General features: G+C 64.6%; 20 protein-coding genes and 1 pseudogene. 10 read left to right on the top strand and 11 right to left on the bottom strand.

Annotated features, from left to right (window positions below; genetic code table 11):
• Positions 1 to 77 precede the first annotated feature (77 nt).
• From AB4Y67_RS08365 to AB4Y67_RS08355, 3 genes are all read right to left on the bottom strand, one after another.
• Positions 78 to 998 carry a segregation and condensation protein A gene (locus AB4Y67_RS08365; protein ID WP_441405322.1) on the bottom strand — a complete coding sequence of 307 codons (921 nt, stop codon included), beginning with the start codon at positions 996 to 998 and terminating at the stop codon, positions 78 to 80.
• 8 nt (positions 999 to 1,006) lie between these two features.
• Entirely contained in the window at positions 1,007 to 1,906 is a 900-nt protein-coding gene (locus tag AB4Y67_RS08360; protein ID WP_056431118.1) for a ParA family protein, read from the bottom strand.
• A 305-nt stretch (positions 1,907 to 2,211) separates the two neighbouring features.
• Positions 2,212 to 3,579 (bottom strand): cation:dicarboxylate symporter family transporter, encoded by a 1,368-nt coding sequence (locus tag AB4Y67_RS08355; protein ID WP_441405321.1) that lies wholly within the window; start codon positions 3,577 to 3,579, stop codon positions 2,212 to 2,214.
• Positions 3,580 to 3,719: 140 nt separating this feature from the next.
• On the opposite strand from AB4Y67_RS08355, the gene AB4Y67_RS08350 reads away from it, so the two are divergent.
• Together AB4Y67_RS08350 and AB4Y67_RS08345 are read left to right on the top strand one after the other, a co-directional pair.
• On the top strand, positions 3,720 to 5,420 hold the full coding sequence (locus AB4Y67_RS08350; RefSeq protein ID WP_441405320.1) for a sensor histidine kinase: 1,701 nt from the start codon (positions 3,720 to 3,722) through the stop codon (positions 5,418 to 5,420).
• A complete protein-coding gene (locus tag AB4Y67_RS08345) occupies positions 5,417 to 6,130 on the top strand; it encodes a response regulator (RefSeq protein ID WP_441405319.1) in 714 nt (237 codons plus the stop codon). Before AB4Y67_RS08350 ends, AB4Y67_RS08345 begins: the two co-directional genes overlap by 4 nt.
• A gap of 173 nt (positions 6,131 to 6,303) precedes the next feature.
• Here the strand turns inward: AB4Y67_RS08345 and AB4Y67_RS08340 are convergent, their stop codons facing one another.
• Entirely contained in the window at positions 6,304 to 6,903 is a 600-nt protein-coding gene (locus AB4Y67_RS08340) for a recombinase family protein (RefSeq protein WP_441405318.1), read from the bottom strand.
• A gap of 1,393 nt (positions 6,904 to 8,296) precedes the next feature.
• Here AB4Y67_RS08340 and AB4Y67_RS08335 point away from each other — a divergent pair.
• Both AB4Y67_RS08335 and AB4Y67_RS08330 read left to right on the top strand, forming a co-directional pair.
• The gene (locus AB4Y67_RS08335; RefSeq protein WP_441405317.1) at positions 8,297 to 8,908 is read left to right on the top strand and encodes an RNA polymerase sigma factor; all 612 of its coding nucleotides are present in this window, start codon (positions 8,297 to 8,299) and stop codon (positions 8,906 to 8,908) included.
• On the top strand, positions 8,905 to 9,462 hold the full coding sequence (locus AB4Y67_RS08330) for a hypothetical protein (RefSeq protein WP_441405316.1): 558 nt from the start codon (positions 8,905 to 8,907) through the stop codon (positions 9,460 to 9,462). The genes AB4Y67_RS08335 and AB4Y67_RS08330 overlap by 4 nt, the downstream gene beginning before the upstream one ends.
• Before the next feature lie 322 nt (positions 9,463 to 9,784).
• On the opposite strand, the gene AB4Y67_RS08325 is transcribed toward AB4Y67_RS08330, so the two are convergent.
• Both AB4Y67_RS08325 and AB4Y67_RS08320 read right to left on the bottom strand, forming a co-directional pair.
• The gene (locus AB4Y67_RS08325; protein ID WP_441405315.1) at positions 9,785 to 10,063 is read right to left on the bottom strand and encodes a winged helix-turn-helix transcriptional regulator; all 279 of its coding nucleotides are present in this window, start codon (positions 10,061 to 10,063) and stop codon (positions 9,785 to 9,787) included.
• The gene (locus AB4Y67_RS08320; protein WP_441405314.1) at positions 10,060 to 10,464 is read right to left on the bottom strand and encodes a VOC family protein; all 405 of its coding nucleotides are present in this window, start codon (positions 10,462 to 10,464) and stop codon (positions 10,060 to 10,062) included. The genes AB4Y67_RS08325 and AB4Y67_RS08320 overlap by 4 nt, the downstream gene beginning before the upstream one ends.
• Positions 10,465 to 10,775: 311 nt before the next feature.
• Between AB4Y67_RS08320 and AB4Y67_RS08315 the strand changes: the two genes are divergently transcribed.
• Together AB4Y67_RS08315 and AB4Y67_RS08310 are read left to right on the top strand one after the other, a co-directional pair.
• The gene (locus AB4Y67_RS08315) at positions 10,776 to 11,126 is read left to right on the top strand and encodes a hypothetical protein (protein WP_441405313.1); all 351 of its coding nucleotides are present in this window, start codon (positions 10,776 to 10,778) and stop codon (positions 11,124 to 11,126) included.
• A gap of 214 nt (positions 11,127 to 11,340) precedes the next feature.
• Positions 11,341 to 12,063, top strand: coding sequence for an AAA family ATPase (locus AB4Y67_RS08310; RefSeq protein WP_441405312.1), 723 nt, complete (start codon positions 11,341 to 11,343; stop codon positions 12,061 to 12,063).
• Between the two features lie 76 nt (positions 12,064 to 12,139).
• Here AB4Y67_RS08310 and AB4Y67_RS08305 read toward each other — a convergent pair whose 3' ends face one another.
• The 3 genes from AB4Y67_RS08305 to AB4Y67_RS08295 all read right to left on the bottom strand — a co-directional run bounded on the left by AB4Y67_RS08305 (position 12,140) and on the right by AB4Y67_RS08295 (position 14,420).
• Positions 12,140 to 12,370 carry a hypothetical protein gene (locus AB4Y67_RS08305; RefSeq protein ID WP_441405311.1) on the bottom strand — a complete coding sequence of 77 codons (231 nt, stop codon included), beginning with the start codon at positions 12,368 to 12,370 and terminating at the stop codon, positions 12,140 to 12,142.
• 425 nt (positions 12,371 to 12,795) lie between these two features.
• Entirely contained in the window at positions 12,796 to 13,080 is a 285-nt protein-coding gene (locus tag AB4Y67_RS08300; RefSeq protein ID WP_441405310.1) for a DUF4190 domain-containing protein, read from the bottom strand.
• Positions 13,081 to 13,799: 719 nt separating this feature from the next.
• Positions 13,800 to 14,420, bottom strand: coding sequence for a hypothetical protein (locus AB4Y67_RS08295; RefSeq protein WP_441405309.1), 621 nt, complete (start codon positions 14,418 to 14,420; stop codon positions 13,800 to 13,802).
• Positions 14,421 to 14,595: 175 nt separating this feature from the next.
• Here AB4Y67_RS08295 and AB4Y67_RS08290 point away from each other — a divergent pair, with 175 nt between their 5' ends.
• On the top strand, positions 14,596 to 15,513 hold the full coding sequence (locus AB4Y67_RS08290) for an NmrA family NAD(P)-binding protein (RefSeq protein ID WP_441405308.1): 918 nt from the start codon (positions 14,596 to 14,598) through the stop codon (positions 15,511 to 15,513).
• 291 nt (positions 15,514 to 15,804) lie between these two features.
• Here the strand turns inward: AB4Y67_RS08290 and AB4Y67_RS08285 are convergent, their stop codons facing one another.
• Both AB4Y67_RS08285 and AB4Y67_RS08280 read right to left on the bottom strand, forming a co-directional pair.
• Positions 15,805 to 16,422: a DinB family protein gene (locus AB4Y67_RS08285; RefSeq protein WP_441405307.1), complete on the bottom strand. Its 618-nt coding sequence runs from the start codon at positions 16,420 to 16,422 to the stop codon at positions 15,805 to 15,807.
• Between the two features lie 138 nt (positions 16,423 to 16,560).
• Complete coding sequence (locus tag AB4Y67_RS08280) at positions 16,561 to 18,462, bottom strand: AMP-binding protein (protein WP_441405387.1); 1,902 nt, start codon at positions 18,460 to 18,462, stop codon at positions 16,561 to 16,563.
• 174 nt (positions 18,463 to 18,636) lie between these two features.
• Between AB4Y67_RS08280 and AB4Y67_RS08275 the strand changes: the two are divergent.
• From AB4Y67_RS08275 to prpB, 3 genes and pseudogenes are all read left to right on the top strand, one after another.
• A pseudogene (locus tag AB4Y67_RS08275) lies at positions 18,637 to 19,295 on the top strand (GntR family transcriptional regulator); the annotation flags it as partial.
• Positions 19,291 to 20,811: an MmgE/PrpD family protein gene (locus AB4Y67_RS08270; protein ID WP_441405306.1), complete on the top strand. Its 1,521-nt coding sequence runs from the start codon at positions 19,291 to 19,293 to the stop codon at positions 20,809 to 20,811. The pseudogene AB4Y67_RS08275 and the gene AB4Y67_RS08270, both read left to right, overlap by 5 nt.
• Complete coding sequence (gene prpB / locus AB4Y67_RS08265; protein WP_441405305.1) at positions 20,812 to 21,714, top strand: methylisocitrate lyase; 903 nt, start codon at positions 20,812 to 20,814, stop codon at positions 21,712 to 21,714.
• Positions 21,715 to 21,773: the final 59 nt, after the last annotated feature.

Genomic DNA, 21,773 nt, shown 5'->3' with positions numbered 1-21,773 from the left:
CGGAAGACTGCTGGTGTCGGGAAGGCTGCTGGTGTCGGGAAGGCTGCTGGCGCCGGGACCGGCGTCGGGTGCTTCGTTCACGGCTGCTCCTCATATTCTTCACTCAGGTTCTCGCTGCTCCAAGCGTCGCCGTCGGCGGTCCAGCGGACCGTCAGGTCCCCCAGCGGGAGCAGCTGTTCGAAGGCCACGGCCTTGTCCCGGAACAGCTCCAACAGCGCCAGGAAGCGAGCCACGACGACTAGCGTGGATTCGGCGTCGGCGATCAGCGCCCGGAACGTAAGCGGGGCGCCAAGCTGCAGCCGTAGGCCCAGCAGTTCGGCCTGCTCCTTCACGCTGACGGGAGTGCCGTGGAGGTGGGCGAGGCCGACCTCGGTGCGCGCGGCCTCCTTGGGCTTGAGCGCGGCCTCGGCCAGGCTTGCGAACTGCTGCGGGGTATGCCGCCAGAGGAGTTCCGGCAACAGCGCCGCGAAGTGGCCCTCCAGCGCGACCTGCCGGGGATACCGCCCGGCTTCGAGCTCGAGGGTGGACCCCATCATGCCCGCCACCTGCTTGAAGGCCTTGTACTGCAGGAGCCGGGCGAAGAGCAGGTCGCGGGCTTCGAGCAGGGCGATGTCTTCCTCGTCCTCAACCTCGCCGGCCGGCAATAACCGGGCAGCCTTGAGGTCCAGCAAGGTGGCGGCGATGACAAGGAATTCGCTGGCCTCATCAAGGGCCCACTCCTCGCCCAGTTTCTGGAGCCCTTTGATGTACTTGATAAATTCATCGGTGACGGTGGACAGCGCCACCTCGGTGATGTCCAGCTGGTGTTTGGAAATCAGGCCCAGCAGCAGATCGAACGGTCCGGTGAAGTTGGACAGCCGGACCTCAAAGCCGGGTTTCTTGCCAGCCTGTACCTCCGGCTGTAGCGCGTCTGCAGCTGTGCTTTCCGCCGCTGTCCCGGCGCCGTCCTCCATGTCCGCCGGCGCGGGCTCCGCCGTCGGGGTCCTTGCCCCTGCCACGACCCTGGCTAGGGCGCGCCGCCGCGCGAAATAAGCTCTTTGGCGAGGTTGCGGTAGGCGTCCGCGCCGATGTGGTTGCCGGCGTAGCTGGTGATGGGCTCGGCCGCGACGGTGGCGTCCGCAAACTTGATGGACCGCTTGATGACGGTCTCGAAGACCTTGTCGCCAAATGCCTCCACGAGGCGGGAGATCACCTCGCGGCTGTGCAGGGTGCGGGCGTCGTACATGGTGGCGAGCACGCCGTCGACCTGCAGCCGGGGATTCAGGCGGTCCTGGACCTTGTCGATGGTCTCCACCAGCAGAGCGACCGCGCGCAGGGCGAAGAACTCGCAGATGAGCGGGATGATCACGCCGTGGGCCGCGGTCAGCGCGTTGACGGTGAGCAGGCCAAGGGAGGGCTGGCAGTCGATCAGGACGACGTCGTAATCGTCCTCGACCTTCTTGAGGGCACGGTCCAGCACCTGCTCGCGGGCCACTTCGTTGACGAGCTGAACTTCCGCAGCGGAGAGGTCGATGTTGGCGGGGAGCAGGTCGACGTTTTCGACCCCGGTCTTGTGGATGGCGTCGCGGATGTCGACCTTGCGGTCCATCAGGACGTTGTAGACCGTGAGATCCAGCTCGTGGGGGTTGATGCCGAGGCCGGCGGAGAGGGCGCCCTGCGGGTCGAAATCGACGAGGAGCACGCGGCGGCCGTATTCGGCAAGCGCGGCGGCAAGGTTGATGGTGGAGGTGGTTTTACCCACCCCGCCCTTCTGGTTGACCATGGCGATAACCCGCGCGGGGCCGTGGGATGACAGCGGCGCGGGCTCCGGAAAGTCGCGTTGAGGGCGCCCGGTGGGGCCCATGACGGCGTCTTCCAGATCGAGTTCGGTGCCTTCCAGAGTTGCTGAACCCTGTTCGCTGCTCACGTATCTATCCACACTTTCGATGACGGTGATTGTCGTGCTTGATATTGCTGCCTGCGTGCTCACTGCGCTCTTGAGATCAAGCCTTGGAGATCAAGCCGAGCTTATTCCTCCCAAGGTTACAGCGCCCGACACGGTATTCCATGGACCTTGACAGCGGGCAATATTTGAGCCTCAACCTTCTGGTAGAAGTCGAAGGTTGCACTTCCGGCACCAAAAACCGCCCGGACGCTTGGCGGCGTCCGGGCGGCTTTCCTGGGTCGTGCAGCGTCAGCTTAGATTCGCTGCCGCCTCAATGCCGCTGCGGATCAGGCATTCGCCAGAACCGGGCGGGCGGGCTCAGCGGCAGCTTCCGGGGCAGCATCATGCGTACCGTGGCCGGCGATCATGGTCTGCTCGTCGAAGGGTTCGTTGCCGGCGAGGACCTGCTCGACCCGTCCGCCGTCGATCTCCTTGACCCAGGTGCCGATCAGCACGGTGGCAACAGCGTTGCCGGTGAAGTTGGTCAGCGCGCGGGCCTCGGACATAAAGCGGTCGATGCCGACGATCATGCCGACGCCGCCGAGCAGTTCCGGCTTGTGGGCCTGGAGTCCGGCAGCCAGGGTGGCCAGGCCGGCGCCGGTGACACCGGCAGCGCCCTTGGAGGCGATGATCATGAAGATCAGCAGGGACACCTGGGCACCGAGGTCCAGCGGCGTGCCCATGGCGTTGGCGACAAACAAGGAGGCCATGGTCAGGTAGATGGCGGTGCCATCGAGGTTGAAGGAGTAACCGGTGGGGACCGTGACGCCGACGACCGGCTTGGACACACCTAGGTGTTCCATCTTCGCAATCAGGCGCGGCAGGGCGGCTTCGGAGGACGAGGTGGAGAAGATCAGCAGGTATTCGCGGCCGAGGTACTTCATCAGGCGGAAGATGTTGACGCCGGCGACGATCTTGAGCAGGCCGCCCAGGATTACCACGATGAACAAAGCGCAGGTGACGTAGAACGCGCCCATCAGGGTCGCCATGCTGAGGATGGCCTGCATGCCGGTGGCACCGACGACGGCGGCGATCGCGCCGAAGGCACCGACCGGGGCCAGCCACATGATCATGACCAGGATGCGGAAGACGAGGGCCTGGCCGTAGCCGACGGCCTTGAGGATCGGGGCGCCCTGCTTGCCCATCTGCTGGAGGGCGAAGCCAACCAGCAGCGCGGCGAGCAGGGTGGGCAGAACCGGAATGTCGCCCGGAATGATGCCCAGCAGGAAGTCGACCGTGCTGTCCGTGGCCGCCTTCTTGTTCGGATCGTACGGTGCCAGCTTGAGGCCCTCGCCCGGGTGGATGAGGTTGCCGACCACGAGTCCGATGGCCAGCGCGAAGGTGGACATCACCATGAAGTAGCCCAGCGCCAGTCCGCCGACCTTGCCGACCGTGGCCGCCTTCGCGATCGAGCCGATGCCCAGGACGATGGTGCAGAAGATGACCGGGCCGATCATCATCTTGATGAGTTTGATGAACCCGTCACCGAGGGGCTTCAAGGACTTGGCGAACTCAGGGAAAAGCAACCCGACCAGGGCGCCCAGGATAACGGCGGCGATGACCGCGATGTAAAGATAGTGGGACTTGTCGAGCCCCTTGCGCTTCTTGACCGGCGTCGCGGCCGTGGCCGTTGACTCTCCTCGTTGAGAGGCCATGGTGTTCTCCTTGGATAGGCTGGGGACGTCGGTGCGGCACAGGCTGTGGGCCCATCACGTCCGTTCTGCGTGTTCCACCATCATTGGGGATGGAGTGACGCGCATCACCGTTGCGTTCATATTGGTCATGGAAGGTGTTGATGATCCACCGCTGGAGCATCGCCCGACGGCTGTTTGTGGCCCACCTGCTGTTCATGCTGGCCCTGACCGCCGTCGTCGGCACGGCCACGTTCGTTGATGCCCGCGACCACGCCTACGACGAGGCAGGCCGGCGGATGGCCGCCGTCGCGACCACCATGGCGGACAACCCCCTCGTGCTGGACGCGGCGAGCGCCGCGGATCCCACGGCCCTGCTGCAGCCGTACGCCCTCAAGGTCATGCAAGACGCGGGCGCGGATTTCATCACGATCATGGCGCCGGACCGCACGCGGTGGACCCATCCCCGGGACGAGGAACTCGGCAAACCCTATATCGGTTCCATCGATGCTGCCCTGAACGGCCAGGTCTTCACCGAGATCACGTCCGGCACGCTCGGACCCTCCGTCCGCACCATCGCCCCGGTCAAGGATGCGGACGGCACGGTGCGGGCTCTCGTCGCGGCGGGGGTAACCGTCAGCACCGTCGATATCGCCGTCTCCGGCAGGCTGCCGGCACTGGTAGCCATCGGCCTGGCCCTGCTCGCGGGCGGATCGGCGGCGTCTTGGCTCCTGGGGCGTTATCTGCGGCAGGTCACCCGCGGCTGGGGCCCGGAACAGCTCGCCCAGCTCTTCGCCTACTACGAATCGGTCCTCCACTCCGTCCGCGAAGGCGTCATCCTGATCGATCCCAAGGGCAAGGTGGTCATGTACAACGACCAGGCCGCTGAACTGCTGGGCCTCACCCCCCGCACGTCCGACGGCGACGGTGCAGCTGCCGACGGCGGGCGGCAGGAGGCGCCGTCGCTCGCTGACCTCCCGCTGGCTCCCAGCCTTCGGGAGCTGTTCGAATCGGGCCGGACCGCGCTGGATGAGATCCATCTGACCGGCCCGCGGATCCTCGTGGTCAACCAGGGGCCCGCCGTAGGGCCCGGCTCCGCCGGCGGACGCCCGGGGACACAGGTTTACGGGACCGTGGCCACGATCCGGGACCGCACCGAGATCGAGTCGCTCGGCAGCGAGCTGGAGACCATGCGCACGCTCTCCGATGCCCTCCGCGCCCAGACCCACGAACACGCCAACAGGCTGCACACCATCGTGTCCCTGATGGAGTTGGGACGCGGCACGGAGGCCCTGGACTTCGCCACCCAGGACCTTGAGCTCAGCCAGCGGCTGACCGATGACCTTGTGAGCTCCATCGAGGAGCCCGTGCTCGGCGCCCTCATCATGGGCAAAGCCGCCGAGGCCCACGAACGGGGAGTTGAGCTGACCCTCAACACCGGAGGGAACGGGCACGGGCCCGCTCCTGTGACCGGGCTGGCGGTGCAGGACCTCGTGGCGATCTTGGGCAACCTCCTGGACAACGCCATCGACGCCGCCGCGGAGGCGCCGGCGCCCCGGCTCGTGGAGCTCACAGTGGAGGCGTCCGGCGATGCACTGGAGATCACGGTGGAGGACAGCGGGCCCGGGATCGATCCGCAGGCCGTGGACGACATCTTCCGGCACGGCTTCAGCACCAAGTCCCCGGGCCCGTTCGGGCGGGGCCTCGGCCTGGCCCTGGTCCGCCAGGCGGTTCAGCGGCTCGGCGGTACCATGACCATCACGAGCCCGGCCGGGGCGCTGTTCCGCGTCACACTGCCCGCTGCCTCGCCGACAGAGCCGCCGGCGTCACCGGCGGGCTCACTGACCACCGAGGGACAGCAATGAGCGACATCCGTGTACTCGTCGTCGAAGACGAACCCATCGCCGCGGCAGCACACGCCGCCTATATCGGCAGGCTGGAGGGATTCACGCTGGCCGGTTCTGCCCCGGACGGGCAGTCCGCACTCCGGCTGATGACGGACTTCGCGGCGGCGGGCACCCCGGTGGAGCTGGTGCTGCTGGACATGAACCTGCCGGACTTGCACGGCCTCGACATCGCGCGGCGGATGCGTGCCGCCGGGCTGTTCGCGGACATCATCGCCATCACGGCCGTCCGGGAGTTGAACATCGTGCGGAGCGCGGTGGCCACCGGGGTGGTCCAGTACCTGATCAAGCCGTTCACGTTCGCCACGTTCGCGGACAAACTCACCAGCTACCGGCTGTTCCGGGAGCAACTGGCCTCCCCCGCAGCCGGCCAGGCCGGTCCCGGGGCTTCGCAGAGCGACGTGGACCAGGCCTTCGCGAGCCTGCGGGCCCCCTCCGAGCTGCCGCTGCCCAAGGGCCTGGCCGCGTCCACGCTGGACTCGGTGCAGGACTTTATGAAGCTGCAGGCCGGGGCCGTGTCCGCCAGCGAGGTCATGGATGCCCTGGGCATGTCCCGGGTGACCGCGCGGCGCTACCTGGAATACCTCGCCGACGCCGGCACGGTCACCCGGACGGCCCGCTACGGCGCGCCTGGCCGGCCGGAGAACGAATACCGCTGGAGGCAAAACTAGGCGGACGCCCGTTCTTCAGCGATACCGCCACATTAGCTGCCTGTTTTTTCAGTACTCCCCTGCGCAGCGTCCCGCGTGATTCCAAGGTTGTGCAGGCCAGTATTGAGCGATGAGTTTTCAGTAATTCCTGCGCGCTTCGCACCCCTCGCTCAGCACTCCTATGCACCCGATTCTCAGGGGCGTCTTGCTTCGGCCGCCCTACGTTTTCCGCGTTCAATTGCCCGGTACACAGTGGAGCGACCGACGCTAAACAGCTCGGCCAGCTCGGCCTTGCTATATTCCCCCGCGGCGTTTAGTTCGAGGAGGTGGTTTTCCTGTTTGACGGTGAGTTTCGGCTGTTTCCCTCGTAGCCGCCCCTTGGCCTTGGCAACCTTCATTCCTTCACGGGTGCGCATGCGGATGAGGTCGGCTTCGAACTCGGAGATCATCGCCAACACGTTGAACAGCAGTTTGCCCATCGGGTCAACGGGGTCATGGACGGAGCCACCAATGCTGAGTTTGATTCCGCGGTTGGCGAGGTTATCTGCAATTTCGTGGGCATCCCGGACGGAAGGGGCAAGACGGTCAAGTTTCGTGACGACGAAGGTATCCCCCGCCCGGCACGCGGCCAGGGCTTCGCGGAGTCCGGCTCGGTTTTTGTTTGTGCCAGTAAAGCCGTGGTCAACATAGATTCGTTCAGACTCAACGCCGAGGGCAGCCAGGGCATCACGCTGCGCAGTGAGGTCTTGCGCCTCGGTGGACACGCGCGCGTAGCCGACCAGTATTACTGACATGGAAAATAGTGTGTCACATAGCACCCCCTTACCGATTAGTTCACCGGACGGGTCTTACGGGACGCTGATGGACCCCAGTTCGCAATGGTGCAGTTCAGCAGCGTGTGCGACCGGTGGAGAACCGGCATATGGGACGGCTTGAATGTCAATCCGGACAGACCCCTAACGGGACCATGCCACTAATTCGGTGGCCAAAAGGAGTTGCTCTACCTGATTCCCCAATCGGGCCACGCTTCAAACCGCACTCCCTCTGCGCATCCTATTTGGGCGGCCATCGAGCCTGCCAGCTCCCACTCAAGGCGGGTACGGTGAATTCATGTCACCTGCGGCCGTACCCGAGTCCCGTCCCGTCTGGCACAGAACCGTGGGTGCGGCATTCGTGGCCGGTGCATCCCTGTGGCTCACTTGGACCGCCCAACAATTGCCGACAATTTGCCCGGCAATCTACCCTGCGCCGGCAAGCTGCGCTCCGGATGCCCGCGTCGGTCCCGCAATTTGGGGAACCGTTGTCATTGTTGGGCTATTCGCTGCATTGCTAGCAGCGAGTGCCACGATTCGTCCTGAGCGGAAAATAGTCGTCCTTCGATGCCTCATGGCCTTGCTCGGTATCGCCGCAGCTATTGTTCCCCTCTGGACTCTTGTTTCATCCGGCTTCAGCTTGTGACTACATAGGCGTCCTCGTAGAGCGTTCGGCTCGCGGACGTTCCCCAGCCTCCGTCTGTTCACATGCGACGGTCCTTGGGACTCAGCAGCAATGCCATGGACTGCAGATCTGCCCTATTCTGGTGGTCGACAAGGTGTTACGGAGCTATGCGGGAATGGGGCCTGCCCCGGATTGGAAAACATGTCTCGGCGAATTCTTCCGACTGGGACCATTTTGGTTTCCTTGATCTTTGTCTTAGTGGCTGCCCGCACTGTCGTGGGCCTAAATATCGAACTGATGGAAGCAACCGGTAGCGGCTCTCGATTCAGCTTCGACGAGTGGTCCCTGATCGTCCTCGCACCCATTCTGATCATCGCCGTCTGCGCACAAAGCTACTTGCTGGTCCGACGGACCTAGGAGCAGCCCGACGGGGGTACCTGGCCTTCGATTGCCGGCATTCCCTCTGGAAGACTTCTGGTCCTGGCGTCCGAAGACGAATTCTCCGCCCGGTCAGGGTTGCAATCCTTCGGACCGCCCATTCTTGGCCACAGTAGAGACAGGTGCTGAAGGGGCAAGTTTTCGGCCCGGTCAGGGTTCCCGCCCGGACATCACAATCACCCTCGCTACCGCCGTTGCTGGAAGCGGGATTGGCGGCCGTAGATCGACCGGCTTGCGGGACGATTTGAGTGCTCTATAAGAAATTCTCCTATTCCCATGGAACCGAAACGAAGTTGCCGGACACTTATGGGTATGGGGAACCAAGGGAAGGCACATAGAGACAGCGAACTGTGGCTGCGGGTCCTGGAAGGTGACGGTTCCGCGTTCGCTTCACTCTTCGTTCTCCACCGGGACAGGGTATTCGGTCACAGCCTGCGCCTGGTCAGAACGCCCCATGAGGCTGAAGATGTCACTGCAATGGTGTTCCTCGAGGCTTGGCGCCGCAGATCGAAGGTCCGGCTCGTCAACGATTCGCTCATCGGCTGGCTGCTGGTGACCACCACCAACGTTGCCAGAAACCGCCTAAGGTCCACTCTCCGATATGAGAAACTCATCCGGAAACTGCCGCAGCCAGAGACGTCACCGGATCACGGCGACTCGGTAGCCGACGCCGTTGACCAGGACCGCCGGTCTCAACTCCTGCACCAGGCCTACCGCTCACTGGGTCGAAGAGACCAGGAGATTATCGCCCTCTGTGTTCTGGAGGAGATGAGTACTGCCGACGTCAGCCAGTTGCTCAATATCCCACCGGGCACAGTAAAGTCCCGGCTCTCGCGCGCCAAACACAAACTGTCACAGCTGCTCAATCCACAAGCCGGCCTGCTGCCGGCAACTCCACTGACCCCTGAAGAGGGCACACCATGAATGACACCACCCGTCCACAGCATTTCAACGAGGAACGCAGCAAAGCCATCGAACAACTCCTCGCCAACGTTGCCCAGGACGGAACCCCGGAAAACCGTCGCTTCCAAGACACCAAGGGTAAAAAGATCGTGCTGTCGGGCGTCGCGGTCGCCTTGGCCGTATCCGGAGCTGCCGTCGTGCTGCAAATGCCAGTCACGGATAAGAGTTCAATCGCTTGCTTCGCACGTGCCGAGCTCAACGGCAACCAATTCCCCGGCACAACAGCTACCCTGGGGGAAGGCACCAGAGTCGGTGAACCATCAACGCAACGCAACCCGATTCCTATCGAGGACGCGTTGGCTCTCTGTCGAGACCTGTGGGCTCAGCACGCGTTCGACCCGAAGAGCCCGAACGGCATGGCGCATCCCAACCTCTATGACCGGAACTTCTCTTACCCGGTTCCGAACCCACTGACGGTATGTGTTCTGAGTGACGGCCGCGCCGCGGTAATCCCCGGTGATGAAGACGTCTGCGCCTCGCTTGGCCTTGCCTGGAAAGCCGACGAGGCACCCTGACGCTAACCGGCAACGGCTTTCTTCGGAACGACCATCACATGGGGAATCTTTCCGCCCGGTAAAGGATGGGCCTACGGGACTTGTCGCTCGGCCAACAAAGCGCTGCGGAAACGAGGCCACCACCGCTGCAACTCACAGGGAGTGGGTGCGCGGTGCCCAGCCCGTTCGGGTGTCTTAGAAGCTTTAAGTTTCTGGGGCGCCCCTAGGCCGTTTAGTCGAGTCTGATTTGATCCATACCAGGGTGGCGGAGAGTCTGGTGGCGGCGCGGCGTAGCTGCCGGGGAGCTTGCCGGAGCGCATCGCGATTCCGTGCCACACCTAGGTCATTCGTCCCCGCCCCAGCGTGCTAGCGCGACGATCGCCTCGCGCAAGGCGAGCCCGCGATCGGTCAGCGCGTAGGCCCGGGTGTTGTGCCGGAGGGGCAGGCGGGACAGTATGCCGGCGGCCTCGAGCTCGCGCAGGCGGGTCGCAAGAATGTTGGTCGGCACTCCGAGGTCGCGTTGCAGATCGCCGTAGCGCTGTGGCCCGTCGAGCAGCCGCTCCACGACGAGCAGGGCCCACCGCGCTCCGACGATGTCGAGGGCCGCGGCGAGCTTGCTCACGCGGTCGGATCGGCGTCCGGCTTCATCCAAAACGGCGAGTAGTGGTAGCCGTCGGGGTCGTCGAATTGGCGCTGGTACATGAAGGGGTAGTCGTCGGTGTCACCGATCCGGCCGCCGGCGGCGCCGGCGCGTTCGGTGAGCTCGTCGACCGCCTCGCGGCTGTCGAGGTCGAATGAGACCGTGACCTTCGAAGGGGTGTCGGGGCCGCCGACCAGCTCCTCGGCGCCGCCGACGCTCGCGTACATCTCACGGCTGCCGAGCATGACGTACTGCTCGGGCGCGATCGCAAAGCACGACACGTTGTGATCGGACATCTTGGCGTTGAGGGTCCAGCCGAGGGCGGTATAGAAGGCGGTCGCGCGCTCAACGCTCTCAACCGGGCAGGTGATGAAAAGGCTCATGCGGCTATACTTGCAAAATGCAAGTACGACGTCAAGCCTCGGCCGCGCTACACGACTTGTGGGCTTGTAGGAGCCCATTCAGAGGTAGCCGAGTAATAGGGACCAGACCGTGCGTTCGGCATTGGTGCAGACAGGGATCTCCTCCCGGACTGCACCACGCGCCAAATAACGCTGTGAAAACGCCGCCATTTACCGCCGAAAGTCGTACCGTGAGGGCGGACTGCGGCAACCTCACAATGGCGTTGCGACGAACATCGCCGGGCGGAGGGAGTGCGGGTCCGGTGAAAGAAGCCCGTCGGTAGGATCGACCTATGACCCGTAAGCCCTGGATGACTCTTGGTCCGCCTGCCCATATAGTTGAGCGTTTCTTCGCAAAGCACGGACGTGCAGGCCCCGTGCTACCTGACGGTTGGTACGGGAGGCCTTTCGATTCCCTCTTCGCCCTCACCTCCGCCGCGGATCTTCCGGATGGGCTCAAAATCGAGATTGAAGGTGGAAGGGAACTGATTCTTGAAGGCAACGTGACCATCGTCAAGACGGAGTTCGAGAAATCTCCGGCTTTGAGGATTGAGGGATTCAGATCGGCTTCATGGAACCCCCACGATGGCGTAGTAGATCGGCAGACCTATGGCGAGTCAGGTGCGGTCGTCTTAGTTCCCTAGTTGGGGCAGTCACCTCTGGCGCTTGGCGTTCGACGGCCCACCGTCTTCCGTGACGGTCTGAACGGGCGGGCGGGGTGTGAGACATGATTGGCTGCGCTTTGTGGGGTGGTGGGTGCCCGGAGAGATACCTTCGATGGTTCGGGTCGCTTCTTGGTCCCCGTTCAGCCCATTTGTGTTGGAGCAAGACAGCGAGAGTTGCCTGCAAGAATGGGGCATGCCTCCGCATAACTATCCGATCAGACGTGTGGGCGAAGACCCGGCCCATCTCCTCGACCGCGGTCGGTGGCCGGCTGTCTTGGCGCCTGTCGCCCAGGTTCTAGATCACGGGCTCGATCTGACCCCGGCGACTATCTTCGTCGGGGAAAATGGGTCGGGAAAATCCACTCTCGTGGAAGCCATCGCGCTTGCCTATGGCTTGTCTGCTGAAGGCGGATCTACAGGAGCCCGCCACAGCACTAGATCCACGGAGTCCATACTTGCCGATCACCTGCAGCTTGTCCGCAACGCCGGTGGCTCAAGACGCGGCTACTTCCTGCGCGCCGAAACCATGCACGGCTTCTTCACCTACCTCGAGAAGAACCCGAGCACCTCGGGTCCGGACATTTCATTCCACGACATGTCACACGGCGAATCGTTCTTGGAACTGGCGGTGGATCGCTTCCGGGGACGCGGATTATGGGTCCTCGATGAGCCGGAATCGGCGTTGTCCTTCGCGGGATGCCTCAGCCTCCTCGCGGTCTTGAAAGATCTCCTCGCCGAAGGCTCCTCGCAAGTCATCATGTCCACGCACTCCCCGGTTCTTGCAGCGCTTCCGGGCGCGCAGATTCTCGAAGTCGGCCCGTGGGGACTTCGGCAGCAAAGGTGGTCCGACCTCGATCTGGTTTCCAACTGGCGATCATTCCTGGAATCACCTGAAAGATACCTGCGGCACCTTTGAGGCAAGACCGGTCAGGGTCCTCAAGGAGAGCCGCTCCAGCGATGGCCAATGAAACTTTCCATCGGCTGAAGCAGCGTCACCGGCTGCTGTGACGAGCGTCCGCCCGGAGCCAGCGTTCAAGCCGGACAAGCCGGACAGCCCAGAACACGAACAGGAATGCCCCAGCCGCCAGGAGCAGAACGTCAGGCCAGCTGAAGCCCCGCTCCGAGAGGCGGAAAAATGCCGGGCCAGCAATCGTCGTCGAAACGAAGATTCCCAGCCACCCGGCAAGCCGCGTGCCATAGCGTTCTGTCGGTGTCTTCTCCATGAGTCCCCCTGCAGCGTTGAAGTACGGTCCCGCCCCTCGACCCTAGAACATTACCGGCGAACCGTAGATCACTCGGCAGCCCCGCCCGGTTAGGGATCCGTCACAGTTCACTGGTGAAGCCGGACTTTGCTGGCAGCTTAGCGCTGGACGAGCACACCGAAACGCACTAAAACAGCTTCCGTCGAGTCCGAAACAGTCAAGGTGGATCACGCATCACGGCACGAAACGCTGGCCATGCCAGAATTCCTCGTGGCCTGCACGCCAGTCGGAGACTGCCTGGTAACCCTCGCTGAAGATCCTAGACCGTCCCGCTTGCTTGAGCATGATGGTCCAGTTTTGGAATGGGTACTTTTCAGCGTGCTGTCGGACATAGGCGAATCAGCGGTGGAGACTGGAGCCGGTCGGGATCGACGCTAGCCAACGAGCTACTGGAGCGCGCCGGGAATGAACATCAATGTATTGATCAACGCGAACGTGGCGATGCCGTAACCGATGGCAAGGGCAGCAACGGCAAAACCGCGGCCGCGTTCTCCCTTCAACCCAATCTGGCTGAGGGCCATGTGTCCGGACCCCACCGCAAAGACAGCGACAACTGCGGTGCCAAAGATCCAGACGCCGGAGGCGGCGATTAAGGCGAAGATGATGGCCGCGATGGACAGCCGGTTCAGTCGATTTTTCGACGTCGTAGCCGGCACTATTGGCGTACTCATATCGGTTCCCCAAACCTCGTTGTTCTAGCGAGTCTAGTTGGCCCTTCCAGAACCTCAAGCGGATCCGAAAAGTCCGGGTGTCCCCGGTAAGGGTTCCCATAACGGAACCTGTTGGTTACAACGAAGGGGGCGATCCCCGCGGAGTCAACTAGCCAAGCCTGGGCGTCCTGTCGCCCCCAATTCCTGTGCCGCCGGGGTTCATCTCTCCTAGATCCCATACCTTGCTGCACTGGTTAGTGGGGTCGTTGAGGAAACCGCACACCCGCTGATGGCTGCGGCTGCTTGCCATCCTCATCCGGGCCGACGATGCGGCCGTCTGCGGAGCGCCCGATCAGGGTTCCCCACCGGGCCGGCAGTAAATGCCGTTTCTAGGCGCCCCTCGCTAGCGGGACGCCTGGTGGCGGCACAACAATAATCATCGAGAATCGCCAGGACGCTCTACGCTTAGGCACCAAGCAGCGTCAGGGAAGTATGAATTGTGGCAATGTGACAGACGGCAGAGGCAACAGCTTTTGGCGGACCTTCGGCTGGATCATAGGACGGGTGGTTGTGGGGTTCATCCTGGCGGGGTTGTGGGCCATGACAACGGTTATGCCCGCAAAATCGTGACCGGAGCGGAATCGGAACACGGGAGCCGATGCAGCTGCGGATCGCTTCGATAGCTGCCCGTGTGGGTCCTCCGCGGGTTGGATCTTGGGATCCGGGGACCAAGAAATCGATCATTCAGGAGCGACGCTGATGTGTGAAGCATCTAGCTGGGCGTTGATGGTGACGGAGTCTTCGCCGCACGTGAGCCGGAGGCTGCCGTCCAAGGCGACAAGGTGGCAGTCCCGGTCCTTGACTCGCGGGAAACCAGCCAACTCGTCGGCGCTCCGGTGCATGACGTAGTGAAACTCGTCGTACCTGGTGTAGACCGTTACGACATCGCCATCGAACCCATCCTGGGTCACGAGTACGGACTGGCCAGTAGGAGCCGTCAGTTCGACATCGTCGCCGATACCGGCAGCGCCTAGATAGGCGACAAGAACGACCACTGCCAGATAGGGCGCCGCCAGGATGGAGGCGGCGCAGGCTGACCACCCCAGGCTTCGCCGCAGCCACCGCTGGCGGATTCGGCCTATCAGCGAGGAGGCAAGCAGAAACGAGCCCACAGCGCCTCCAAGCAGACTTACCAGCTGAATCCATCCAGTAATCTCGGAGCCGGAAACACCTCGATAAAAGAAAACGACTTGCCGGCCAGCGGCGTCCGAGGCGGACGCGGCCCAAATAACCGTTGCCCACCAGAAGGTGAAACCGGCCGCACCAACAAGCGCCGCGCCCCAGCCTTCACGCCGCGTCATTCATCGTCCGCCGGGGACGGAATCCGCCTAAAAATCAGTTTCATATCTCCCCCAAGACCGTAGATTTTACTATGCCGATCTTAGACAACCGGACGCTCTGCAGTTCATATGTCCCGTCGTGGGATCGTTATTGGGATTCCCGCGACACCACTTATACAGAGAAGAGCACCTCATCATGACCACCGTCCTCGTCGCCGGAGCCACCGGTGACCTCGGCCACCGGATCGTCCGCGAGCTGCTCGCCGCCGACCCCGAAGCCGTCGTTCGTGTTCTGACCCGCCCGGGCGGCGCAACCGCCCAAGCGATGTACGGGGAGCGTGACCGGGTGGAGATTCGCGAGGCCGCCTATACGGACCACGGCGGCCTCGTCGACGCCCTCTCCGGCGCTGAAATCGTCGTGTCCGCAGTCAGCGGCGCGCGCTCCGTGATCCTCGACGCCCAGCGGGCTCTGTTAGCTGCGGCCGTTGGAGCCGGTGTGAAACGCTTCATCCCGTCCGACTACTCGGCTGATTATCGCCGTGTCACCCCGGGCAGCAACCGCAACTTCGAACTGCGCAGGGAGTTCGCTGCCGACCTCGATGCCACGCCGCTCCACGCCACGTCCGTGCTCAACGGCGCCTTCGCGGACATGCTGACCGGACAGGCTCCGATGATCCTTTTCAGGCGGCACAAGATCCTCTACTGGTCCTCGCCGGACCAGCTGCTGGACTTCACCACGAAGGACGACGTCGCCCGCACCGTCGCGCTTGTGGCACTGGACGACGCCGCACCCCGCGTCGTCGAGGTGGCCGGGGACCGCGTAACAGCCCGAGGCATCGCGCGGATCATGACCGAGCTCACCGGCGCTGCGTTCACCACCCAGTGGGCCGGCACCACGGGAATGCTGTCCGGCATGGCCCGGATTGGGCGTCGCGTATCAAAGGACGAGGAGGCGACCTTCCCTGCCTGGCAGGGTATGCAGTACTTCGTCAGTATGTTCAGTGGCGAGGCTCAGCTGCATCACGTGAACAACGACCGCTACGGGCCGCAAGTTTGGACAAGCGTCCGTGACGTCCTTGAGGCGCACGTGAAGGAGGGCGCGACCAAGGGCTGACGATTGAGACAGCTACTCAGCTCGGCCCGCGGCCACACCCAACTCCCACCCCGCGTCCGCCACCCGTTGTTCGTTTGCTTCCATGCCCGAGGCGGTGCAGCGAGTACACCCGGGCGGCCCTGATGGTTAATAGATCCCTTGGCGGGCACATTTGCGCCGATGCGGGCCTAACCTCTTGATCATCTCGTGCACGAGATGACGTTAAATTCTCTATGGCGCGGGACACATTCATGGAATTGCCGGCTTCGCAGAGACTCCGGCAGCTGAGCCGCCCGCGGTGCGCGCTCGTCGCTACTGAGCGCGGTGAACGTAGAGGTCGCGGAGCAGCGCGATCTCGGCTCCGTGGTGCAGGATCTCCTGGTTCTCCCACCACACGATCGGCGGAAACGTCTCCTCTGGATCGCTGCCGTACGGGTAGCTGCTTAGCCCGGTCCGGTCATAGTCGGACTCATCGACACTGAGTAGTACCCGGCGCCAGTCGGCTGCGGCCTGACGGAACCTCTCGATAGCGCCGGCTGCATCTGGTCGTGACTCGTACGTCGCTCGATCGAACGTTCGGTCGCCCCCGAGGTGGTTGGATCGGCCCAGCAGCGTCTCGGAGATGTGGTCAAGCCGCCAGGCGATCGTTGTGAAGGGCGGAGGCCACGGACTTTCGGGGGCGCCGTCTCGCCCCCACTCACCCGCGCCGATGAGCTTGATGGCGCCGGGCCCGGGCCCATCGGCGCGCCTCCGTACCGACCAGCACCGGTCGACCGGTTCCCAGAGGTACTCGGCGTCCGTCAGTACCGGTACGTCGACGTCGCTGTCATCACCCGAGTTGCTGGTGGGCCCGGCGAGGCGAGTGATAAGTCGTTCCGTCGCCCAGTCGTACTGCTCGAGCAGTGGCTTGAGGCGCTGGTTGGTCATCATGGCATGCAGCTTATATCCCCGGAGATGCCGTTCGGCGCCTACGCACGGTTGATGTCCCGGCAGCGGAATCATGCCGTCGGAGCCGGCGGGGCATCCAAAAGCCTGCTCAGCGTGACAGGTAACACCGCTACTCCGCAGCTACTCCCCCGTGGCGGCAGGCCGCAGGGTCCCGATCAGCTGGTCAATCACGCCGGCGTCCTCGATCGTCGAGGGCACCACGTAATCCTCGCCGTCGGCGATCTGGCGCATGGTCTTGCGCAGGATCTTGCCGGACCGGGTCTTCGGCAGGGCCTCGACCACGGTGACGTGCTTGAAGTCCGCGACGGCGCCGATGTCGCGGCGGACCAGGGCGACCAGGTCCTTCACCAGGATCTCCTCGGGCACATCCACCCCTGACTTCAGCACCACGTAGCCGCTGGGGCGCTGGCCCTTCAACGGATCCGCGAGGCCGATCACGGCGCATTCGGCGACGGCCGGGTGCTGGCCGATCACCTGCTCCATGGCGCCGGTGGACAGCCGGTGGCCTGCAACGTTGATGATGTCGTCGGTGCGGCCCATCACAAAGAGGTAGCCGTCCTCGTCCCGGTAGCCGGAATCGCCGGTGGCGTAGTAGCCGTCGAAGGCCTGCAGGTAGGAGGAGATGTAGCGCTCATCGTTGCCCCAGAGCGTCGTCAGCGTGCCGGGCGGCAGCGGGAGCGCCAGCACGATGTTGCCCTCGGTCCCGGCCTCGACGTCCGTGCCCGCCCCGTCGACGATGTTCAGCTTGAACCCGGGCATCGGCACGCTGGGCGAGCCTGCCTTGATCGGCAGCCCGTCGAGGCCGCGCGGGTTGGCGCAGATGGCCCAGCCTGTCTCGGTCTGCCACCAGTGGTCCACCACCGGGACGCCCAGGATCCGCGACGCCCAGTGGAAGGTGTCGGTGTCCAGGCGTTCGCCCGCGGCAAACAGGGTACGCAGGCTGGAGACGTCGTACTTTTCGAGCAGCTTCGCCTCAGGGTCGGTCTTCCGGATGGCGCGAAGGGCGGTGGGCGCGGTGAACAGCACGTTGACCTCGTGGTCCTGGATGACCCGCCAGAATGCCCCGGCGTCGGGCGTGCCCACGGGCTTGCCTTCGTAGAGGACGGTCGTGGCGCCCGCCAGCAAAGGCCCATAGACAATGTAGGAGTGCCCCACGACCCAGCCGACGTCGGACGCGGTCCACATGACGTCACCGGGTCCGATGTCGTAGATGTTCTCCAGAGTCCAGCTCAGCGCGACAGCGTGGCCGCCGTTGTCCCGCACGACGCCCTTGGGCGCGCCGGTGGTTCCCGAGGTGTAGAGAATGTAGAGCGGGTCCGTGGCCTTGACATCCACCGGGGCGGCCGGCGCGGCGGCGGCCATCTCTGCGTCCCAGTCCAGCCAGCCTGCGTGGCCGGCCACCGAGGAGGCGAAACCTTCCCTGGCCTTGACCAGGACCGGAACGTCCGGCGTTCCGGCCAGACCGAGAGCCTCCTCGACGGCGGGGAGGTATTCGATCCGGCGCGAGGGTTCAATGCCGCCGGAGGCCGTGACGACGGCGGCGGGGGCCGCGTCCCGGATGCGGGCGGCAAGTTCCTTGGGCGCGAAGCCGCCGAAAACGACCGAGTGGACAGCGCCGAGCCGGGCCGTGGCGAGCATGGCGATCGCCGCTTCCGGGATCATCGGCATGTAGATCACGACACGGTCGCCCTTGCCGACGCCCTGGCTGCGCAGGACCCCGGCGAACCGGGCGACGAGGTCCGTCAGCTCCGCATAGCTGTACCGCCGCTGCGTGCCGAGCATCGCGGAGTCGTAGATCAGGGCGTCCTGTCCGCCCCGTCCTTCCGCGACGTGACGGTCCAGCGCGTTATAGGAGGTATTCAGGATCCCGTCGGGGAACCAGTCGTACAGCGGCGCCCTGCCGGGATCGAGGGCACGCTGCGGCGGGGCGGACCACGAGATCTTTTCTGCCGCCTCCAGCCAGAATGCTTCGGGCGTCTCCAGGCTGCGCGAGTAGCTGTCCCGGTAGTTCTTCGTAACCATAAAAATGAGTCCCGTCCACGACGTTGTGATGGAGCTCATGGTAGCCCCGCCCGGGCACGCTACACAAGACTTATGTATACACAAGGGTCGCCCTTGGACCGCTGAATGGCGGAATGCTGGGCAAATTGAACTTCCGTGTATACACTGGATCCGTCAGTCAACGAAGGAGTCGGGATGCGTGCGAGCGACAAGGCCTATGCGGACCTGCGTGAGGACATCATTGAATGGCGCCTCCTGCCCGGGACGGTCCTCGCCGAAGTGGAGCAATCCGAGCGGCTTGGCATCTCCCGCACACCCCTGCGGGAGGCCCTCAGCCGGCTCAGCGCGGAAGGCCTGACGACGACGGCGGGCGGCCGCGGCGTCGTCGTCACCGGCATTTCGCTGGAGGACATCGACGAACTGTTCGAACTGCGCGAAACTCTCGAGGGCAAGGCCGCGGCGCTGGCCGCCGAACGCGGTGACGCCGCCACCTTTGAACAGCTCCGCGACGAACTCCGCGACGCCCCGGCGCTGATCAACGGCGAGGACCCGGCCCGGCACGCCTACTACGGGCTGGTCGGCCGGCTGGACACGGCCATCGACGCCGCGATTCAGAACTCCTACCTTGCCCAGGCAATGCGCAGCCTGCGCGTCCACCTGGTCCGGGTCCGCCGACTGGCGGCCGACGACGCCGAACGGCTCACCGCCGCCGCCGCCGAGCACGCCGCCATCGCCGAGGCGATCGCCGCCGGCAATCCCCGCCTGGCCGAGGCCGCCACCACGCTTCACCTGCACCGCAGTCTTTCCCACGTCAAAGCCACCCACGTACCTCACTAACTAAGGAGCATCATGGTCAAGGAACACCACGTCCGCGTTTACAAGAGCGAGGAAAACCTGCCCCGCGAGGACCAGCTCGCGTTCAAGATCGCGACCGTCGCCGCAGATCCCGTCGCCGTCTCCGACGAGGTCACCGACATGGTGATCAACCGCGTCATCGACAACGCCTCGGTGGCCATCGCCTCCCTGAACCGCGCGCCGATCGTCGCGGCCCGCGCCCAGGCGCTCACCCACGGCCCCACCACCGGCGGCAAGGGCTCCAAGGTCTTCGGCATCGAAGAACGCGTCTCCCCCGAATGGGCGGCGTGGGCCAACGGCGTCGCCGTCCGTGAACTCGATTACCATGACACCTTCCTCGCTGCGGACTACTCCCACCCGGGTGACAACATCCCGCCGATCCTCGCGGTCGCCCAGCACATCGGTTCCAGCGGCCAGGACCTGATCCGCGGCATCGCCACCGGCTACGAGATCCAGGTCAACCTGGTCAAGGCCATCTGCCTGCACAAGCACAAGATCGACCACGTCGCGCACCTCGGCCCCGCCGCCGCCGCCGGCATCGGCACCCTGCTGGGGCTCGACGTCGAGACGATCTTCCAGTCCGTCGGCCAGGCCCTGCACACCACCACCGCCACGCGGCAGTCCCGCAAGGGCGAGATCTCCACCTGGAAGGCGCACGCCCCCGCGTTCGCCGGCAAGATGGCCGTCGAGTCCGCGGATCGGGCCATGCGCGGCCAGACCTCCCCCGTGCCGATCTACGAGGGCGAGGACGGCGTCATCGCCTGGATGCTGGACGGCCCGGACGCCTCCTACATGGTGCCGCTGCCGACGCCGGGCGAGGCAAAGCGCGCCATCATGGACACGTACACCAAGGAGCACTCGGCCGAATACCAGGCGCAGGCGTGGATCGACCTGGCCCGCAAGCTCCACGGCGAGCACCCCGAGGTCACCGACCCGGCCAACGTGGCGTCCGTGCTGATCAAGACCAGCCACCACACGCACTACGTGATCGGCTCCGGCGCCAACGACCCGCAGAAGTACAGCCCCACGGCCAGCCGAGAAACGCTGGACCACTCCATCCCGTACATCTTCACGGTCGCCCTGCAGGACGGCGCCTGGCACCACGTGGATTCCTACGCCCCGGAGCGCGCCGCGCGCCCGGACACCGTGGACCTCTGGCACAAGGTCACCACCGTCGAGGACCCGGAATGGACCCGCCGCTACCACTCGCTGGACATCGCGGAGAAGGCCTTCGGCGGCACGGTTGTCATCACGCTCACGGACGGCACGGTCATCACCGACGAGATCGCCGTCGCCGACGCCCACCCGCTGGGCGCCCGGCCCTTCGCACGGGAACAGTACGTGAACAAGTTCCGCACCCTCGCCGCAGGACTGGTCGCCGAAGAGGAAATCGAACGCTTCCTGGCCGCCGCCGCCCGCCTGCCCGAACTGGCCGCCGGCGAGCTGGACCAGCTCAACATCAAGGCCGCCGACGGCGTGATCGACCTGGCCGCAGCCCCGAAGGGACTCTTCTAAATGCTGTACTCGAAGGTCACGCCGGAGCAGAAGCGGATCCGTTTCCGCGAGCTCCTGGCGTCCGGGACGATCCAGCAGTTCCCGGGCGCGTTCAACCCGCTCTCGGCCCGGCTGATCGAGGAGAAGGGCTTCGCCGGGGTCTACATTTCCGGCGCCGTCCTGGCCAACGACCTGGGCCTGCCGGACATCGGGCTGACCACGCTCACCGAGGTGGCCACCCGCGCCGGGCAGATCGCGCGGATGACGGACCTGCCGGCAATCGTCGACGCCGACACCGGATTCGGCGAGCCGATGAACGTGGCCCGGTCGGTCCAGGAACTCGAGAACGCCGGCCTGGCCGGCCTGCACATCGAGGACCAGTTCAACCCGAAGCGCTGCGGCCACCTCGACGGCAAGAACGTCGTGGACCTGGACACCGCCACCAAGCGCATCCGGGCGGCGGCCGATGCCCGGCGCGACCCGAACTTCCTGATCATGGCGCGGACCGACATCCGTGCCACGGACGGGCTGACGGCCACGCAGGACCGCGCCAAAGCGCTCGTGGAGGCCGGTGCCGACGCCATCTTCCCGGAGGCCATGAAGGACCTCAGCGAGTTCCAGGCCATCCGGGACGCCGTCGACGTGCCGATCCTGGCCAACATGACCGAGTTCGGCCAGAGCGCGCTGTTCACGGTGGAGCAGCTCGCCGGCGTCGGCGTCAACATGATCATCTACCCGGTGACGCTGCTCCGTAGTGCCATGGGCGCTGCGGAGCGTACGCTGGAATCGATTAGGGCTGACGGTACCCAGGAAGCCCAGGTCGGGAACATGCTGACCCGGGCGCGTTTGTATGACCTCGTGGACTACGAGGCCTACAACAGCTTCGATACCGGGGTTTTCAATTTCCAGATCCCGGGACAGTAAACCCCGCATCGGGCTTCCGGCTCCGGCCGGTCCAACACAGGCGACAGGAACAAAGGAGT

The organism is Arthrobacter sp. YAF17, assembly GCF_052113365.1.
In the GTDB taxonomy this organism is placed as follows: Bacteria; Actinomycetota; Actinomycetes; order Actinomycetales; family Micrococcaceae; genus Arthrobacter.
The sequence above is the reverse complement of the archived record's forward strand: the minus strand, read 5'-3'. Positions and strand labels throughout refer to the sequence as shown.